Source organism: Corallococcus terminator (assembly GCF_049194865.1).
In the GTDB taxonomy this organism is placed as follows: domain Bacteria; phylum Myxococcota; class Myxococcia; order Myxococcales; family Myxococcaceae; genus Myxococcus; species Myxococcus terminator_A.
Genome location: NZ_JBLZWL010000136.1, coordinates 89,020 through 106,919 on the forward strand (window position 1 = coordinate 89,020; position 17,900 = coordinate 106,919).

A 17,900-nucleotide genomic window follows, 5' to 3' on the forward strand; every position below is an offset into this window, starting at 1 on the left:
AGCATGACCCTTCAAGTCCCTTCCACCTCCAGGCACTCCTTCCGTTTCGGGCTGCCGCCGTCCCTGGGCAGCGAGATGGCGCGGGAGCGCGCGGACCGGCTGGCGGCCTTTCTCCAAAGGGCGCTGGGCAAGCTGGTGGAGGTGAGCGTCGCGTCCAGCTACGAGACGCTCGCCAAGGACTTGCTCTCCGGGCGCGCGGACGCGGCCTGGGCGCCTCCCTTCGTCTGTGCGCGGATGGAGGCCATGGGCGTGCGGGTGGTGGTGCGCGGGGTGCGCCGGGGCATGTCCTCCTATCGCTCGGCGCTGGTGTGCCGGGCGGGGGCGGGGCTGACGGTGGAGCGCCTCAAGGGCACCACGGCGGCGTGGGTGGACCGGGATTCGGTGGCGGGCTACCTGTTGCCCACCGCGTACCTGAAGGCGCAGGGGCTGGAGCCCGCGCGGGCCTTCTTCGCGCAGCACTTCACGGGCTCGTACCAGGGCGCGCTGGAGTCGGTGCTGGACGGCAAGGCGGACGTGGCGAGCGTCTTCTGCCCGCCGTCTTCCACGGGGCTGACGTACAGCACGGGCGTGGAGGATGTGCTGGGCGCGGGCGCGGGGCGCCGCTTCGAGCTGATTGCGTACACGGACGAGGCGCCCAATGACGGGGTGCCGGTGGCCATGGGGCTTCAGCCGCAGCTGGTGACGGCGCTGGAGTCGACGCTGCTGGGCTTGCAGTCCTCGGCGGATGGCGTGTCGCTGTTGAAGGACATCTTCAACGCGGAGCGCTTCGAGCCCTCACCGCGCATGGGCTACCGCGCGCTGTACCGCGTGGCGCTCGCGAGCCTGTAGCGCGTCGCGGCGCGCGATTTCGCGTGGGTGGCTCCGGGGTGTCGGTGCAGGATGCCGCGCATGAGCGACCTCAAGAGCTACGCGGGCGGATGTCACTGTGGGCAGGTGCGGTACGAGGTGAAGCTGGACCTCTCCCAGCCCGTGGTGACGTGTAACTGTTCCATCTGTCAGAAGACGGGCTCCATGTTGAGCTTCGTCCCGGTGTCCGAGTTCACGCTGCGCTCCGGAGAGCCGGCCCTCACGGACTACCAGTTCAACAAGAACGTCATCCACCACCTCTTCTGCTCGAAGTGTGGCGTGCGCTCCTTCGCGCGTGGCACCGGGCCGGATGGCAGCGAGATGGCCGCCATCAACGTGCGCTGCCTGGATGACCTGGACCTGGGCACCGTGAAGACGATGCAGTTCGACGGCCGGAGCCGCTGAGCGGCTACTTGTCTTCCGGCTCGCCGTGAGAGCTTCCGCCGCGCGGCGGCACGCGCTTGGGCGCGGAGCCGCTGTCGGCGGCGGGCCTCGCGGTACCTGTTCGTCCGGGAGGAGGCGAGGGCGCCTTGCCGGAGCCCGTGCCTCCCCTGGCCGGAGCCGCCGGAGCGGGCGAGCCGCCGTTGGTGCCCTGGCCTCGCGGAACGGGCGCGGCCGTCGTGGAGGAGACCGCTCCCGCGCGCCGAGGCCCCATGGGCGTGGTCGATGACGCGGACACGCCTCCTGGCGTCTTGGCGGGCAGGGCCGGCGCCGAGGGTGAGGAGGCGCTTGGCTTGCGCGGAGGCACGGGCGCCGCTCGCGGCGCGGCCTTCTGCGCATGATTGCCCGTGTCACCCGCCGCCGCCGCTGCCGCCGCGGCCTGCTGTCGGGCGGCGAGGCGCGGGTCGTAGTGGATGACGGTGGGCTCGGCGGCGAGCCGCTCCTCCTCCAGCTCCTCCGAATACGTGTCCTGCATGAAGGCCGCGAGGTGCGCCGGCGTCGCGTGCAGCTTGTGCTGCACGAGGAGCTCATCCAGCGCGAGCTGCACTTCCCCCGCCGACGAGAAGCGCTCGTCGCGCTTGCGTGCCAGCGCCTTGAGCACAATCGCGTCCAGCTCCTTCGGGATGTCCGCCGATATCTCCGACGGCGGGACAATCTTCGTCCCCACCACCGCCTTGAGCGTGGCGATCTCCGTGTCCCGCTTGAACAGGCGCTGGTGCGTCAAGAGCTCGTAGAACACCGTGCCCAGCCCGAAGATGTCGGAGCGGTGGTCCAACGGCTCGCCCCGCGCCTGCTCCGGGGACATGTACGCGTGCTTGCCCTTGATGGTGCCGACCACCGTCTGGGAGAACTTCCCGGACGCCTTCGCCACCCCGAAGTCGATGAGCTTGACGCCGCCGTTGTAGCCGACGAGCACGTTCTGCGGTGACACGTCCCGGTGGATCAGCGCCAGCTTGCGGCCCGACGGACTGCGCGCGTTGTGCGCCGCATCCAGCCCCGCCGCCGCGTCCGCGATGATGCGGCACTTGAGCGCCAGCGGTATCGCCAGCTTGCGCTGCTGGGCCCTGAGTCCCAGGGGCCCCACCGCCTCGCCATGCACGTACTCCATGGCGATGAAGTACTGCCCGTCCACGTCACCCAAGTCGTAAATCTGGGCGATGTTCGGGTGGTTGAGGTGCGCGGCGATGCGCCCCTCGTCGAGGAACATCTCGATGAACTCGTCGTCCTCGGACAGGTGGGGCAACAGCCGCTTCACCACCAGCAGCTTCTGGAAGCCCACCGGCCCCTTCTGCCGAGCGAGATAGACGGCGCCCATCCCGCCGATGGCGATTTTCCGCAACAGCTCGTAGCGGCCGAATGTCTCCACGTCGGCGCCACGATAGCCGTGCCGGGGCCACGTGCGGAAGCCCGCGCCGCGTCATTTCCCCGACACGACAGCGCCCCGCATCCAGGTGGATGCGGGGCGCTGTACCTCAGGCAACCTCAGGGAGCGGTGGGAGGTACCTTGCAGACGCTGCGGTAGCGCACCTCCACCGTCTGCCCGGGCCTCGGCACCGCCGCGCCCCCGAAGACGATGGTGTTCGCGGCCCCGTCATACGTCCACTGGGCCTCCGGCACCGGCTGGCCCTGCACGCGCACCGTCATCTCCGCGGCGCCCGCGGGCTGGGCCGTGAGCGGGAAGTCCGCCTGCAAGTCGCCGGCGCGCTGGATGACCGAGTCCAGGAGGGGCCGGTAGTCGCCCTCGCAGATGGACTCCGCCCGGCCGCCCGTGCCCCGCGCGACTTCCGCGAAGCGGTCCGCGTCGCCGCCGGCCGTGGTGCAGCGGTTGTCGGTGGGCACCAGCGCGTAGAGCTGGCTGCGGTGTGACATGCCCGTGCCCTTCAGCGTCTGGAGGAACTGGATGTAGCTGTCCGGCACGAAGCCCGAGTTGTCGTCCTCGTCCGCCAGTACCACCACCGCCATGCGCGCCGCCGGCCGGGTGAAGCCCCAATTGCCGTCGTTGGGCTGCGCGGTGCGCGGGTCGTCCGTCTGCTCGGACAGCGGCGCGGAGAGCGCCTGGCGCATCGTCTCCAGGCCCTGCACCAGGTTGTGGCACAGGCCCACGTCGATGTTGGCCTGCAGCCCCGCCGCCGCGTTGGGGCTGTTGCTGGAGAGCACCCGCGCGCGGCTGCCGTCCACCGGGAACAGGCGTCCGGCCTCGCCACCGTTGGCACCACCACCACACTGCGGCCCGCGCTGCACCAGGCCCGTGCTGGTGACACCCACGCGCACGTCCACGTTCTGCTGCCGCGCGTAGTCCAGCCAGCCGGGAATCGCCGACTTCAGGCGCTCCTGGTACGGGTCCATCGTCGTCGTGTTGGAGACCACGAAGAGCACGTCGAGCTGGCTGTCGGTGCCCTGCGTGTAGCGGTCCACCTGGATGCCCTCGTGGTTCGTCTCGCCAATCAGCGGCACCAGGAAGGGCGAGGCGTCGCTCGAGGAGCGCAGGTACATGGGCGTGTAGTGCTGACCCAGCACGTTGCGCGCGTAGTCCACCTCCAGCTCGAAGCCCTCGCCAGCCAGCAGCGTGCGCGGCTGGGTGACGGGCGTCAGCAGCGAGAACTGGGTGCTCGTGCCATTGCCGATGTCGGCGCCCGTCACGGTGATGGGCTCGCTGCACCGGTTGGAGATGTACGTCTTGCGCGGCGCCGCGGCGCAGTCGTACCGGATGGGCCCGAAGTCCACGTACGAGGGCGTGGCGACCAGGCAGCTCGCCTTGGACACGCCCTTGAGGGGCAGCGTCACCGTGGGCGCCGCCGGGTTGTTCACCGTGAGCTTCAGCTCGCCCGTGTACTCACCCTCGGCCGAGGGCCGGAAGGCCACCATGGCGCTGAAGGCCGTGTCGTAGAGCACCACGCCGCCGGTGAGCTTGCCGCCCGGCATGAAGAAGGCGCCCTTCGCGTCGTTGGAGATGTGCACGTCCTTCACCGCGCACTCCGCGCGGCCCGGGTTGCGGAAGTAGAAGCCCAGCACCGCGCCTCGACCCGGCACCACGTTGCCGAAGTCCATCACCGGCTGGGGCAACAGCTCGTACACGCACGGCCCGCTGGTGCGCGCCCGGCCTGTCAGGATGACCACTCGCTCCGGGTTGAAGATGTCGTCCGAGCGCACGCGCAGCCGCGCCTGGAAGCTGCCCTCCGACGTCGGCTCGAAGTAGACCTTCAGCTCCAGGGCGTCGTTGCCCGGCGCGATTTCCAGGCCGCCGGAGTCGAACTCCGGCCACGCGCCCGCCGTCCACGGATAGCGCTGCGTTCCGCGTGTGGGCACGTCCACGCTGAACTGGTTGCTGGCGCCGTCCGACGCCACGCCCACGAAGCGCAGCGAGCCGTTGGTGCCCGCGTTGGTGATGCGGATGACCTTCTCCACCTTGCCGCCCACCGGCAGCTCGCCGAAGTCCAGCGCCACCGGCGTCACCGCCAGGGTGGGCCGGCCGCCGCGCGCGTCCAGGATGACCTCCGACTGCCGGGGCTTGTCGGACGCGTAGTTCACCTTGAGGTCGCCCACGTTGGGGCCGGAGAAGCGCGCGGCGAACTCCATCTTCAGCTCCACCACCTCGCCCGGCGCCACCGTGGAGCCCTCCGGCTTGGAGAGCGGCACGAAGGCGTGGTCGCTGGTGACGAGCTGCGAGATGGTGACGGGCCGCCAGGTGATGTTGCGCGCCCGCGTGAAGGACTGCGTGCGCTCATGCACTGGAATCAAGTCGAACGGCACCGGCGCCGGGTCGAACACGAAGGCGGTGGCCACCGAGTTGCCCTTGAGGTCCACCACCGTCGCCGTGCACGTCTCGCACGAGCGCACCTCCAGCCGCGCGTCCATGGCTCCCAGCGCGCGCGGCAGGTACTGCGTGCTCACCTTGCGCGAGGACATCGGCGGGATGGTGATGGTGTCCGCCGTGAACGGGTCCGGCCAGTTGCCGCGCACCGCGAGCGTCAGCGGCAGGTCCACCGGATTGGTGACGGTGACCTCCAGGTTGCGCTCGCTGTCCACCTCCAGCGTCTCGTAGTCGAGCAACGGCGGGTCGATGATGATTTGCGTGGGCGTGCCCATGCCCGTCACGCGCACCTGCGCCTGAGCGCCCTGGTTCGCGTCCGTGGAGACATAGACAGTCTCCTCCGTCACGCCCTCACCCAGCGGGTGGAAGCGCACGCGCACCAGATGCGACTCGCCCGGCATCACCCGGCCGCCGCCATCCGCCAGCTCCACCTCATACGAGGGGTTGCCGATGATTGGCAGCGCCTCGATGGCGAAGAAGGGCACATAGCCGACATTGCGGATGCGCACCTCTCGCTCCCGCCACTCGCCCACCGGCACGTCGCCGAAGTCGAGCACGTCCATGTCCACCACCGCCGTGGCCTGCACCGCGCGGGTCTCATTCCCCTCGTGGCAGCCAACCAGTCCGGTGGCGACGAGCACCGCCAAGGCAAGGACTCGCCCCCTCAACCCCATCCCCATTGTCCGCTCCTCACCCTTCTCCCCACACGCACCCGTCTGGGTCCGGTGCGTGATCCGCCGACGCTCTCTGATCCAATTCGCATACCAACCGAAAGGACGATGACGGTGTCCTGAATTCAAGGGGTTGGGATGCGCAGTCGCCGCCGCGGGCGTCATGTGGAACGGAGTTACCCTGGAAGGTGAAAGAGTTTTCCAGGTGTTCTGACCGGTGCGGGGCCTTCAGCGGATGAAGTCGCGCAGCGCGCGGGCGACTTCGGCGGGCTGCTCCAGGTGCACGTGATGTCCACCAGGAATCATCAGCGCCGGTGCGACGAGGGTGCGCAGGGCCGCCACCCGCGCATCCAGCTTCGGGGCATCAGGCCACAGGCCGTCCTGACCGCGGATGAGCTGCACCGGGCAGGTGAGGGCGGCCTGGAGGGCGAGCCACTGTGCTTCGTCGTACCCCTGCGCGAAGCGACGACGGTGTCGTGAGTCGAACGTGAAGGCCACCCCCCCTTCGTATGGCTCGGTGCCATGCCGGGCCAGATGCAAGGCGGCGGCCTCCGGCAAGGAGGGGTTGTTTTCGCGCAGGCGCGCGGCGGCGGACGCGACGTCCGGGTAGCGCTTGCGATTCGGGGGCCGGCGCGAGTCATTCAGGAAACCTCGCAGCCGCGCCACGGCCACTTCGGGCGGGCCGCCGGTGGGGCCCAGGCTTTCGATGAGCGACAGGCCGAGCACCCGCTCCGGCCGCACGGCCGCGTACGTCAGCGCGACGATGCCGCCCAGCGAGTGGCCCACCAGGTGCGCGCGCGGCAGCCCCAGCCCGTCCAGCGCGGCTTCGATATCCAGGAGGTGGTCGCCGGACTGGTAGTGGGCCTCGGGCGGCGCGTGCGCGCTCTGCCCCATGCCCCGGAAGTCGAGCAGCGCCACGCGCCAGTCGGCGGGCACGTGCTCGAGGACACCGTCGAAGCTGTGGGAGTGGTCCAGCCAGCCATGGAGGAACAGCACGGCGGGCGCGGTGTCGGCGCCCGGGCGCCAGCGCACGTGAAGGCGCAGACCCTGGGCGTCGACGAAGCGGGATTCGAGCGAGGTGGACACGGGAGGCTCCTTCCCCGTGGCTTACCCCAGCGCCTGTCCTGTCTCTAGCGCGGCGGCGTGGGAGCCCTCGGCGGCCCCCCGGTATCGGGCTTGGACATCACCAGCGCGAGCTGTCGCGCCTGATTCTCCGTCGCGCAGCGATACTCCTGGACCCTCCCGTTCTCCTTCTCGATACGGAGTACCCAGACGTCGTTTTCCTTCGTGACATTCGGCCGCTGAGACATGTGGCGGTTCCTCCCCACCCTGGGGCACAAGCACGTCTCGTGCCCGACAACGGGTTTGGAGCCAAATGCCTGAAATCCGGACCCTGCGCCCCGCATGGGTAGGGTCAGGTGACAAATTTGGTTCGCCCTTGCGACAAATTTTGGATCATGACCCTGACAGTCCTTGCGTAGTACCCCAGGGCTGGGTCGCTTGGGACCTTATCACTGAGAGGGATTGGATGTTTCAGAGGGCGTCTGGCCACTCCCAGGCGGAGCGGTAGCCCTCGGTCGTTTGAGTTCCTTCGATGAAGCGCGCGTAGAAGGGGTGACCGCTGAGGGTGGCGGAGTCGCCCACGACGAAGAGGTGCCGGCGGGCGCGGGTGAGGGCGACGTTCATCCGGCGCAAGTCGTTGAGGAAGCCGACCTGGCCTTCGCTGTTGGAGCGGGTGAGGGAGACGAGGATGGCGTCCTTCTCCCGGCCCTGGAACGCGTCCACGGTGTCCACCTCGACGTCGGGGGCGAAGGACTCCAGGCGCTCGCGCAGGCGGTGGGCCTGGGCGCTGTAGGGCGTAATCACCGCGAGCTCCCGCTGGGACAGTCCGGCCGCGAGCAGCGCGCGGGCGCGGGCCTCGATGAGGTCCGCCTCGCCGGTGTTGAAGAGGCTGCGGGTGGTGGGCTCCACCTCCTCGTCGAAGCCCTTGCCCGCGGTGTCGAGGAAGAGGACGGGCGGGGCGTCCAGCTGGGTGTCGGGAGGCAGGACGTCCGCGAGCGTGCGGTCGGCGACGGAGGGGTGGGCGCGAAGCTCGCCGCCGTACATCTCGCGCGAGGGGAAGTCCATGATGCGCGTGTTCATCCGGTACTGCTCGCGCAGCATGCGCTTGACGCCGTCGCCGTGGTCCGCGAGCAGCCGCTCGAAGAGGCTCACCGCGAGGCCCGCGCGCGCGGCCTCCTGGGACAGCACGGTGGGGGGCAGCTGCTGCGGGTCTCCGGCGAGGATGATGATGGGCGCGCGCAGGACACCGAGCAGGGCGAGCGGCTCGGTGGCCTGGGTGGCCTCGTCGAGCAGCGCCAGGTCGAACTTCTCGCCGGAGAGCACGTTGGACTCGAGGCTGGCGAGCGTGACGCAGACGACGTCCGCGTTGGCCAGCACGGCGCGCACCGCCTTGCGCTCCAGCGCGCGGGCCTCGTCGAGCATCGCCTTGGCCTCCGTCGTGGAGGCGCGTGCGTTGGAGAAGCGCTCGCGGCTGCGGCCCTGGGTGCGCTGGCGCCGCGCGTAGCCCATGAGGGAGAACGCCTCGTCGAAGAGGTCCCTGGAGATGATGCGGTCCGGGTGCTCCTCCACCACGATGTCCAGCGTGTGCTCCTGGAGCCGGGCGGCGACGCGGGCGGGGTGGCCCACGCGAATCGCTCGCAGGCCCTGGGCCAGACACAAGTCGAGCAGGTGGTCGACGGCGGCGTTGCTCGCGGCGGTGCACAACAGGCGCTGGCCCCGGGCCACTGCCTGGGCGGCGACCTCCGCCAGCACGGTGGACTTGCCGGTGCCCGGCGGGCCGTGGACCAGGAAGAAGTCCTCGGCGGCGAGCGCGCGTCCCACCGCGTCCAGCTGCTCCGGGTTGAGGGGACGGCCGGCCTCGAAGGGACGGGGCGTGTCGCTGCGCGGAGGCTCGTTGCCCAGGAGGACTTCGCGCTTGCGGCGCTCCAGGCCCTTGTCCATCGCCTTCACGCGCTGGAGCCCGTTGCGCATCCGCTCGTAGGTGATGTCGTTGGGGACGACGTCCAGTCGCAGCAGACCCTCGTGCACGTACGGCGGCGGCGAGCGGTCGAAGGCGAGCTGGAGGCGCGTGGCGCTGGCGCGAGAGATGAGCGCCTTGGCGGGCTCGCTCACCTCGGCGCGGCGGGGGAACACCGCCACGAGGTCGCCGTTGTGCAGTCGTGAAGGCAGCCGCGCGCGGTCGGCCCGGGCCAGGGTGAGCAGGACGCGGCCACCCAGGCCGACCGCCTCCTCCACCGTCTCCAAGTCGAGGACGGACAGGCCCTGCTCCTCGCGCTCGTGGAGGGACAGGCCCTCGGCGAGGGTGGCCAGGCGGGCTTTCTCGGCCTCGCGCTCCTTGGAGAGCAGTGAGCCGAGCTGGTCGAAGAAGGAGACGTCACGGGCCATGGGCCCTGTCATGCCACCCGGACGCGGCGACGGCCAGTGTCTCGGGCGCCGCCGTGTCTCACGGTGGGCGGCGGGCCGGTGCCCCGTGTTGGAGCTGGAGCACCGGCCCTTCCCGACGTCGGGGGACGACTACGGCTGGATGAGGCCGCCGCTCACCACGAGCGCGTACAGGGCGTCGATGGCGCGCGTCGCCGGGTTCGTGTCCTGGACAATCTGGTCGCCCAGCACTTCCACCGTCCACTTGCCTTCCTCGGGCTCACGGACGAAGACGTTCTCCACGGTGTCCACCGTGTTGGAGGTGCCGCCGGGCGTGGAGACGTTGCCCGCGGACAGCCCGTTGTTGCCCCAGTAGATGACGCCCGACGGCGACGTCACGCGCACCGACAGGTCATTGATGCGCGCCTGGGCTGCGCCCACCGTGCCCGCCGGGTCCGTGTAGACGAGGGTGACGTTGAACTCCTTCTGACCCTGGGGGACGGCGACGGAGTAGGAGTTGATGCCCAGGGGCAGCAGGTTGTCCGTCTCGTTGATGATGCTCGTCTCCGCGGCGCGCGTGTGCAGGCGCGCCAGGTTCGCGTGGCCCCAACCCTGGCGCACGCGCGTCAGGTCGCCGTTGGTGCCGCCCAGGGTCCACTCGTAGCGGGACGCCTGGTTGATCATCAGCGCCTTGGCGGTGGCCATCTTCGGGCGGCTGGCGAAGACGTCCACCCCGCCACCGAAGCCGGCCCACACGCCCTCGTGCCACATCTGGAACAGGAGGCCGAAGTGGCCCGCCGTCTGCGGCGTGGCCGCGCTGGTGCCGCTGAAGTTGTAATACGACGTGTTGCTCGTGTTGTTGGCCGAGCGGACCGCGTCATAGAAGAACGAGAGGTCCGGCTTGATGCGACCGTCGGCCGCCGGGCCGATGCTGGCGCCGCCGTTCCACCGGTCATCTCCGGGGTTGGCGTTGTCGTAGTGGTAGAAGCCGCCCACGGAGACGATGTTCTTCGCCCACGCCTGGGGCCGCGAGTTGCGCGTGCCGGCGTTGCTCTGCGACTGGGTGCTGAGGATGGGCTGCTGGAACAGGTAGTCGTCCACCTCGGCGGAGATGGTGGTGTACGCGGTGCCCAGCGTGCTGCCCACGCTCGACGTCTGGAACACGGCGCGGTACGGGCCGGCCGGGTCCGTCAGCTCGCGGTTGATGTCGTAGCGGGACTTGGGGCCGCCGAACTGGCTGGACTGGCTGTAGAGGAAGAAGATGCCCTGGCCGTCGGGCAGCAGGCCCCGCGCGTTGGCGTCCACGCCCTTGGCGAAGTTGATGCTGTAGCAGCTGGTACCGTGCGCGCTGCCGGTGGCGGACGTGCTGTGGATGAGGGGCGGGGTGGGCCACTCCTGGTGCGTCGTGCGCAGCTCGGTGTCGAAGATTTCCCCGCGCACGCCCTGGCCCGTCCAGCCCTCGTACGTCTCCAGGTGGTTGGCGCCGCCCACCTGGCGCACGTTGTTCATGTCCACTTCACCCGGCCCACCCCAGCGGTCGATGTACTGCACCGCATTGGAGCGCACGAGCCGCTCGAGCTGCGGCTGGGTGAGCGTGGCCTCCACGCGCAGGCCACCCGCTTCGATGAGCTCCACGGTGCCGCCCAGCTTGCGCACCGTCTCCGCGACCTCACCCTGCCGGGCCGCGCCGCGCTCGCCCACCATGATGGAGTAGCGCTGCGGCTCCAGCCGCGCCGAGCGACCCGTCAGGGACTCGCGCAGGAAGTCCTCCACGCGGTACTCGGGATGGTACGGCCCCACCCAGCGCACGAAGGGCAGCTCCGCCACGCGCTTGCGGGTGTCCGCGTTCATCTCCACCAGGAAGGTGTGGTCCGTGAGGAAGCGCAGCACCTTGCCGCCCTCTCGCTCCAGGGCCTCCCGCAGCTCCGGCAGCGGCGTCGCCTGGAGCTGCACGAGCGACAGCGTGTTCTCCGCGTCCGCCGCCAGCAGGCCCGCGACGAGGGGCAGCTGCCCGCGCAGCGGGTCGAACGCCACGTGCGCCAGGCGCACCTCGTGGGTGGTGGCCATGGCGCGGCCCACCAGCTCCGTGCCGCCCCGGCTGTAGGCGAAGAAGTCCTGGCGCTTTCCGTCCGCGCCTTCCTCTTCCCAGACATGGAGTTGGAGTTGCGTCTTCGGGACGCCGAGCGTCCGCAGCCCATGGACGGTGTTGTCCGTGCGGTGGAACACGTGGCCCGCGCCTGTCACGAGCGTGTGACGGCCGCTCACCTTGGCGGCGAGGCCCGTGGCGGGACGTGCCGCGCTCGCGGCCTGCGTGTCGACGAGGCGAGCGGGGAGCGACGCCGCGCGCTCGACTCCGGCGCGTGACGGCGACTTCGACGCCGCGAGCACCGGCAACGGTGCGATGAGGCCCCAGCCCAGGGCCATGACAGAGAGCCGACGCCAGCGTCCCGCATACGACGAGAAGGGGGTTTCCATTCGGTGTCTCCTGTTCGGGTTGCGCTTCGTGTTGCGTCCGCCGCGACCTGCTCCAGTGCGAGCGGCGGATTACGACAGCTCTTGAATTTGCGTAATTCGAGATTTAATTGTTAATCGAGACAATCGGTTCAGGGCAACACAATCGCGGTGCGGGGCGCGCGGGCTGTGCAACGCCTCACATCTCGCCAAGGCTTGGGTAGACGCGCGCGCCTGGAGCGGCCTGCCCTCGGAGGTCTCCCGTGCCAGGAGTGGGCGGGCGCAGGCCGCGCGCGAGCTGGACGGGCGGACGGTGTCCTTCACGCACGATGCGCGACGTACTCGCAGCGTCCTCGTCGGAGGCGCGCTAGCCGGAGGTGCTGGACTCCAGCGCCATCACCCGCCACAGCCGGGGCTTGTCGTACTTGGGCGGAATCATGCCCACCGGCCAGCCCTCGGCCGTGACTTCAGCGTACTGGTAGGTGCGTCCGCCATGGCGCATGCGGGTGCCCGTGCCCGGCAGCCCCACGCCCACCGCCGCGTGGGCCAGCGGGTCCGAGTAGAGAATCACCGCGTCGATGCCCACCTGCCGCAGCAGCATCACCGCGAGCACCGCCTTGGAGTCGCAGTCGCCCTTGTTGCGCGCGGGCACCAGCGCCGGGGGGATGATGCCGAAGGGCTCGTCGGTGGGCAGCTCGTAGTGGATGCGCTGCACGAAGTTGAGGATGAGCTGCGCGGCCTGCGCGGAGTCCAGCTTGCGCTCTCGCACGGACGCGACGAAGCGCTCGCCCAGCGCCTTCACCGGCCCCTCGTTGCTGCGAATCAGCTCCTCGTAGATGCACCGCATGTCGGCCGAGCAGCCGCGCGGAGGCTGATACGTGAAGCGCTCCCCGCCGAGAGAGCGGTAGCGCAGCCTGCGCCCGAAGGCCTTGTGCTGGTCCTCCAGCCACGCGTCCAGTGTGTCGCCCAGGCCGTACGTCAGCCGGTTTCCCGGAGGGTGGAGGGTCGCAACCTTCCAGTCATACGTCTGGGCGCGTGAGGGCGACGCGTCGGCGGGGATGAGCACGGTGCCCAGCTCCACCGCGCCCGCGCCCTCGCCCACTGGAAGGCCCGGCACGGGCGAGCGCACGTTCAGCTCCGCGAGCTGGCTCATCATCCCCAGGCCGCAGCAGCACAGGCAGCTCGCCGCGCCGAGCAGCCCGAGCAGCAGCTTGAAGAGTGTCTTCATGCCGGAGCTGGTGGACATGGTCGCGACGGGCCCCCTCGCGTCACCCGGGAGCGAGCATCGTTCCCTCGGGGAGCTGGGGGAAGGGGATGAGCCCGTTGAGCGCGGCCTGGAGCCCTGGCGCCGTCAGGAGCGCGAGCACCAGCAGGATGGCGGAGAGGATGAGCGCGGCGGCCAGGTTGCCCTTGCGCACCTCCGCCAGCTCATCGATGCCGGGGGTCATCCGGTCGAACAGGAGGATGCCCAGCGCGAGCACCGCGACGCCGACGCCCAGCGACAGGCCCACGTGCAGCGCAGCCACGGCGAGCAGCTTGCCCGCCATCAACGGATGGAAGGGCTGCGCGCGCACGGTGAGGTCCACCGCGTCCGACGTGGCCTGCACCGCGTGCTGCACGAGCAGGCCCAGCGACACGAGGCTGGTGGCGTGGACGATGCCGGCGGCGGTGTTGCCCTGGCGCAGCTCCTCCACCGGGTTGGTGCCGAGGATGCGGCTCAGGCCACGCAGCGCGAGCCAGATGCCGAGCGCGGCGATAAGGCCGCCCAGCACCACTTTGAGGAGACCGACGAGGAGGAGGGTGAGGTCCATGCGGAGCACTTCCGGCGCCATGGGCGCGCCGGAGGCCGCACTCTACACGTCCTGACCCGCCGTGCCCGGCTCACCCGTACTTGAGGCCGGGGATGAGCGCGCCGGACGTCCAGCCACGCCCGTTGGCGTTGAAGATGCCCACGCCGTAGGCGCTGCCCTTCGCCTCGATGGTGCGCCCGTCGCCCAGGCTGATGGCCACGTGGCCGGGCCGGAACAGCAGCGCGCCGCGCGTGCGCAGGGCCTCGTTGACGGAGATGGTGGTGCCCTTCTGCTTGAAGTACGGCACCTGGTTCATCGTGCCGTCGGGGACGGAGACGCCCGCCTGGTGCGCGGCCCACTGCACCAGCTCCGAGCAGTCGAACTTCGACGGGTTGGGGTCGTTCAGGTTGGTCTCCGCGCCAAAGACATACCTGTCTCCCTTTTGCGCGAGCGCCTTCTGGACAAAGGCTTCCGCGGTGCCCTTCGTCCCCTGTTGCGGCGGCTTGGACGGCGGCTTCGCGCCCCCGGCGCTCAGCGCGCCCCACGTCTTCGGGCCCACGATTCCGTCTTGCTTCAGGCCCTTCGCCTTCTGGAAGGACAGCACCGCGGCGCGCGTCTTCGGCCCGAAGTCCCCGTCGATGGGGCCAGGGCTGAAGCCCGCGGCGGCCAGCTTCTTCTGCAGCGTGGTCACCGTGGGACCCTTGGAGCCCTGGCGCACGGTGGGAGGCGTGGACGAAGCGGCGGACGACGTGGTGGCGACACGGCGCGAAGCCGCACTGGACACAGTCGACATGAGGGGGACCCCGCTTACTGAGCGAAAACGGTTTCCCTGGTTATCGATGACTGCGATTGGAAGTTGCCATGCCCTCCAGGGTGGTCAGGGCTTTTTGCCCCGCACCCACCACACCCGGAAGTAATGCAGACGGCGGCCCTGGAAAGTTCCTTCCAGCTCAGCGAGCTCCTCCATCACCTCGAAGCGGTCCGTCAACGCCGCGGGCGGGAGCGGTCCGTCCTCTTCCACCCAGAGCACATCTTTTCCCGGAGGGACGACAGGCTCGGGCCACACGTCGTACTGGCTGAAGCGCACCAGGCCCGCGGTTCCCACGGGGACTCGGGCGTAGCGGGCAATCTGGGAGGCGAGCTGGTAGTTGCCGGCGTACACGGCGACCACGTCCCCGGGCTTCATCTGGGGAAAGAGCTTCTCCGGGGCGGAGAGCGCGCTCAGCACCTCCCAGCCATGCATGCGCCACAGGGCCGTATCGCGCTTGAAGCTCACCATGGGGAAGAACAGGTGCAGCGTCACCGCGAGCACCACCGCGAGGCCAGAGAACGCCGCCGCGCGCTGCCAGGGTCGCCGCATGCCCGCCACGCCGATGCACACGGAGAGGTAGGCCATGGTCGTCCAGTTGACCTCGCCTCGCGCGCGCGACGACGCGTAGCCGAAGAACAACAGCGGCACGAGGGCCGCCATGCGCAGGAGGAGCTGCTCGCGAGGGCCCCTGAAGGCGTACACCAGCGCGAGCGGGAAGAGGACAGGGCCCCCGAAGGCGAACTGGCCTCCGACGAACTCGCCCAGCGTCTTCCACCCACCCTGGCCCTCGAGGCCATGTCGGAGCTGGAAGGCGATGCCCACCCACTCGTGCCGCGCGTTCCAGAGCAGCACCGGCGCGAGGAACAACAGGGCCAGCGCGCCCGTGCCCCAGGCGCCCCGGGGCAGGCGCTTGCGTTTCAGCGCGGTGATGAGGAAGGCCACGCCCAGCAGCACCGCGGGGAACTTGGCCAGCAGCGCGAGGCCCGAGGCGAGCCCCGCCCACAGCCAGCGCTCGCGCCACAGCGCCCACAGCGCCAGTGTCCAGAACAAGAGCAGCGCGGAGTCGGGCGTGGCCCAGACGCCGGCCACCATGCCCCCGGGCACCGCGCTCCACAGGGCCGCCGCGCGCCAGGCCGCTTCACGACTCTGGTACACATCGCGAGCCAGGCCCCACACGGCGGCCAGGGTGCCGACGCCGCACAGGACCGCGGTGCCGTGGATGCCGAGCGCGGCGATGAGCCAGGCGATGAGCGGCGGATGGTCGTAGTAGCCCCAGTCGAGCCGCTGCGCCCATTGCCAGTAGTAGGCGGTGTCGAAGTAGACGTCGGTGCCCAGCGCGAGCGCGGTCCGCACGACGAGGGCCACGCCGACGAGGGCGAGACACGTCTTGAGGGCGAGGCCGACGGGGGTGGGCGGGGCGGGGGCGAGGGAAACCATGCTCACGTCTTGGGGCCAGCGTACCTCGCTCCCGTTCTCCAGTGGAGGGTTGTACCCTTGGGGCTTGCCCTGTTTTCCCGGGCTCCATATGCCGTGCCGACGTCGTCCCTCGCTTGGAGTCCGCATGTCCTCCCACCCTCCGTCGTCTGGCTCCTCCAACCGCCTGGCCCAGGAGCCGTCGCCGTACCTGCGCCAGCACGCCGGCAATCCCGTGGACTGGTATGCCTGGGGGGACGAGGCGCTCGCGCGAGCGCGCGCGGAGGACAAGCCCATCCTGCTCTCCGTGGGCTACTCCGCGTGCCATTGGTGTCACGTGATGGCGCACGAGTCCTTCGAGTCGCCCGAGACGGCGCGGCTGATGAACGAGGGCTTCATCAACATCAAGGTGGACCGCGAGGAGCGGCCGGACCTGGACCAGATCTATCAGGGCGTGGTGCAGCTCTTGGGGCAGGGCGGGGGCTGGCCGCTGACGGTGTTCCTCACGCCGGACCTGAAGCCCTTCTATGGCGGCACCTACTTTCCGCCCGAGGACCGCTACGGCCGCCCCGGCTTCCCCCGGCTGCTGATGGCCCTGCGGGACACGTGGGAGAACAAGCGCGAGGAAGTGAAGCGGCAGGCCGAGCAGTTCGAGGAGGGGCTGGGCGAGCTGGCCGCGTATGGCCTGGATGCGGCGCCCGGCGTGTTGACCGCGGCGGACGTGGTGGCGATGGGCAAGCGCATGGTGCAGCAGGTGGACCTGGTGCATGGCGGCTTCGGCGGCGCGCCCAAGTTCCCCAACCCGATGAACTTCTCCCTGCTGCTGCGCGCATGGAGACGCGGAGGCGGCGCGCCGCTGCGGGACGCGGTGTTCCTCACGCTGGAGCGCATGGCGCTGGGTGGCATCTATGACCAGCTCGGCGGCGGCTTCCATCGCTACTCGGTGGATGCGCGCTGGTTGGTGCCGCACTTCGAGAAGATGCTCTACGACAACGCGCAGCTCGTGCACCTGTACGCGGAGGCGCAGCAGGTGGAGCCCCGGCCGCTGTGGCGCAAGGTGGTGGAGGAGTCGGTGGAGTACGTGCGCCGCGAGATGACGGACGCGGGCGGCGCCTTCTACGCGGCGCAGGACGCGGACAGCGAAGGGGAGGAAGGGAAGTTCTTCGTGTGGCGTCCCGAGGAACTCCAGGCGGTGCTGTCTCCGGAGCGCGCGGAGCTGGTGACGCGCCACTTCCGCGTCACGCCGCAGGGCAACTTCGAGCACGGCGCCACCGTGCTGGAGGTCGTGGTGCCGGCGGAGCTGCTGGCGCGCGAGCGCGGGCTTCCGGTGGAGGAGGTGGAGCGCGAGCTGGCGGAGGCTCGGCGGGCGTTGTTCGAGGCGCGCGAGCGGCGGGTGAAGCCGGGCCGCGACGACAAGCTCCTGGCGGGTTGGAACGGGTTGATGATTCGCGGGCTGGCGCTGGCCGCGCGTGTGTTCGAGCGTCCGGACTGGACGAAGCTCGCGGTGTCCGCCGCGGACTTCGTGCTGGCGAAGATGTGGGACGGGACGCGGCTGGCGCGCTCGTACCAGGAGGGCCAGGCTCGCATCGACGGCTTCCTCGAGGACTACGGAGACCTGGCCTCGGGGCTCACCGCGCTCTATCAGGTGACGTTCGACGTGAAGTACCTGGAGGCGGCCGAGGCGCTGGTGAGGCGCGCGGTGGAGCTGTTCTGGGACGAGGAGAAGCGGGCGTACTTCACCGCGCCTCGCGGCCAGAAGGACCTGGTGGTGGCGACGTATGGCCTGTTCGACAACGCGTTTCCGTCCGGTGCGTCCACGCTGACGGAGGCGCAGGTGGCGCTGGCGGCGCTCACGGGCAACGAGCGCCACCTGGAGCTGCCGGCGAAGTACGTGGGGAAGATGCGCGAGGGACTGGTGGCCAATGCGATGGGCTATGGCTACCTGGGGCTCGCGGCGGACTCGCTGCTGGACGGCGCGGCGGGGGTGACGTTCGCGGGCTCACGTGACGCGGTGGCGCCGCTCTTGAGCGCGGCGAACCACGTGTACTCGCCGACCTTCGCCTTCGGCTGGAAGGAGGAGGGCAAGCCCGCGCCCGCGCTGCTCAAGGAGTTGTTCGAGGGACGCGAGCCCGTGGGCGGTCAGGGCGCCGCGTACCTGTGCCGAGGCTTCGCTTGCGAGCGGCCTCGCACGGACGCGAAGGAATTGGCCGAGCGTCTGGTGGAGACGCCCTCTCAGGGCTGAG

At 70.1% G+C, this 17,900-nt stretch carries 13 protein-coding genes; 3 read left to right on the forward strand and 10 right to left on the reverse strand.

Annotated features, from left to right (window positions below):
* The first annotated feature begins 3 nt into the window (after positions 1 to 3).
* Together ACN469_RS40115 and ACN469_RS40120 are read left to right on the forward strand one after the other, a co-directional pair.
* A complete protein-coding gene (locus ACN469_RS40115; RefSeq protein WP_498777078.1) occupies positions 4 to 828 on the forward strand; it encodes a phosphate/phosphite/phosphonate ABC transporter substrate-binding protein in 825 nt (274 codons plus the stop codon).
* Between the two features lie 60 nt (positions 829 to 888).
* On the forward strand, positions 889 to 1,251 hold the full coding sequence (locus ACN469_RS40120; protein ID WP_498777080.1) for a GFA family protein: 363 nt from the start codon (positions 889 to 891) through the stop codon (positions 1,249 to 1,251).
* A 4-nt stretch (positions 1,252 to 1,255) separates the two neighbouring features.
* On the opposite strand, the gene ACN469_RS40125 is transcribed toward ACN469_RS40120, so the two are convergent.
* The 10 genes from ACN469_RS40125 to ACN469_RS40170 form a co-directional block, all read right to left on the reverse strand.
* A complete protein-coding gene (locus tag ACN469_RS40125; RefSeq protein WP_498777081.1) occupies positions 1,256 to 2,653 on the reverse strand; it encodes a serine/threonine protein kinase in 1,398 nt (465 codons plus the stop codon).
* Positions 2,654 to 2,769: 116 nt separating this feature from the next.
* On the reverse strand, positions 2,770 to 5,778 hold the full coding sequence (locus tag ACN469_RS40130) for a choice-of-anchor D domain-containing protein (RefSeq protein WP_498777083.1): 3,009 nt from the start codon (positions 5,776 to 5,778) through the stop codon (positions 2,770 to 2,772).
* A gap of 219 nt (positions 5,779 to 5,997) precedes the next feature.
* Positions 5,998 to 6,855 (reverse strand): alpha/beta fold hydrolase, encoded by an 858-nt coding sequence (locus tag ACN469_RS40135; protein ID WP_498777085.1) that lies wholly within the window; start codon positions 6,853 to 6,855, stop codon positions 5,998 to 6,000.
* A gap of 44 nt (positions 6,856 to 6,899) precedes the next feature.
* Complete coding sequence (locus tag ACN469_RS40140; RefSeq protein ID WP_498777087.1) at positions 6,900 to 7,079, reverse strand: hypothetical protein; 180 nt, start codon at positions 7,077 to 7,079, stop codon at positions 6,900 to 6,902.
* Between the two features lie 223 nt (positions 7,080 to 7,302).
* Entirely contained in the window at positions 7,303 to 9,216 is a 1,914-nt protein-coding gene (locus tag ACN469_RS40145) for an AAA domain-containing protein (protein ID WP_498777089.1), read from the reverse strand.
* 129 nt (positions 9,217 to 9,345) lie between these two features.
* Positions 9,346 to 11,667 carry a S8 family serine peptidase gene (locus ACN469_RS40150; RefSeq protein ID WP_498777091.1) on the reverse strand — a complete coding sequence of 774 codons (2,322 nt, stop codon included), beginning with the start codon at positions 11,665 to 11,667 and terminating at the stop codon, positions 9,346 to 9,348.
* Between the two features lie 343 nt (positions 11,668 to 12,010).
* The gene (locus tag ACN469_RS40155; RefSeq protein WP_498777093.1) at positions 12,011 to 12,871 is read right to left on the reverse strand and encodes a transglutaminase domain-containing protein; all 861 of its coding nucleotides are present in this window, start codon (positions 12,869 to 12,871) and stop codon (positions 12,011 to 12,013) included.
* A gap of 40 nt (positions 12,872 to 12,911) precedes the next feature.
* Positions 12,912 to 13,454 carry a DUF350 domain-containing protein gene (locus ACN469_RS40160; RefSeq protein ID WP_498777095.1) on the reverse strand — a complete coding sequence of 181 codons (543 nt, stop codon included), beginning with the start codon at positions 13,452 to 13,454 and terminating at the stop codon, positions 12,912 to 12,914.
* Between the two features lie 70 nt (positions 13,455 to 13,524).
* Positions 13,525 to 14,226 carry a C40 family peptidase gene (locus ACN469_RS40165; protein WP_498777097.1) on the reverse strand — a complete coding sequence of 234 codons (702 nt, stop codon included), beginning with the start codon at positions 14,224 to 14,226 and terminating at the stop codon, positions 13,525 to 13,527.
* Positions 14,227 to 14,310: 84 nt separating this feature from the next.
* Positions 14,311 to 15,681, reverse strand: coding sequence for a glycosyltransferase family 39 protein (locus ACN469_RS40170; protein ID WP_498777099.1), 1,371 nt, complete (start codon positions 15,679 to 15,681; stop codon positions 14,311 to 14,313).
* Between the two features lie 124 nt (positions 15,682 to 15,805).
* Here ACN469_RS40170 and ACN469_RS40175 point away from each other — a divergent pair, with 124 nt between their 5' ends.
* Positions 15,806 to 17,899, forward strand: a complete 2,094-nt coding sequence (locus ACN469_RS40175) for a thioredoxin domain-containing protein (protein ID WP_498777100.1) — start codon at positions 15,806 to 15,808, stop codon at positions 17,897 to 17,899.
* The last annotated feature ends 1 nt before the right edge of the window (position 17,900 follow it).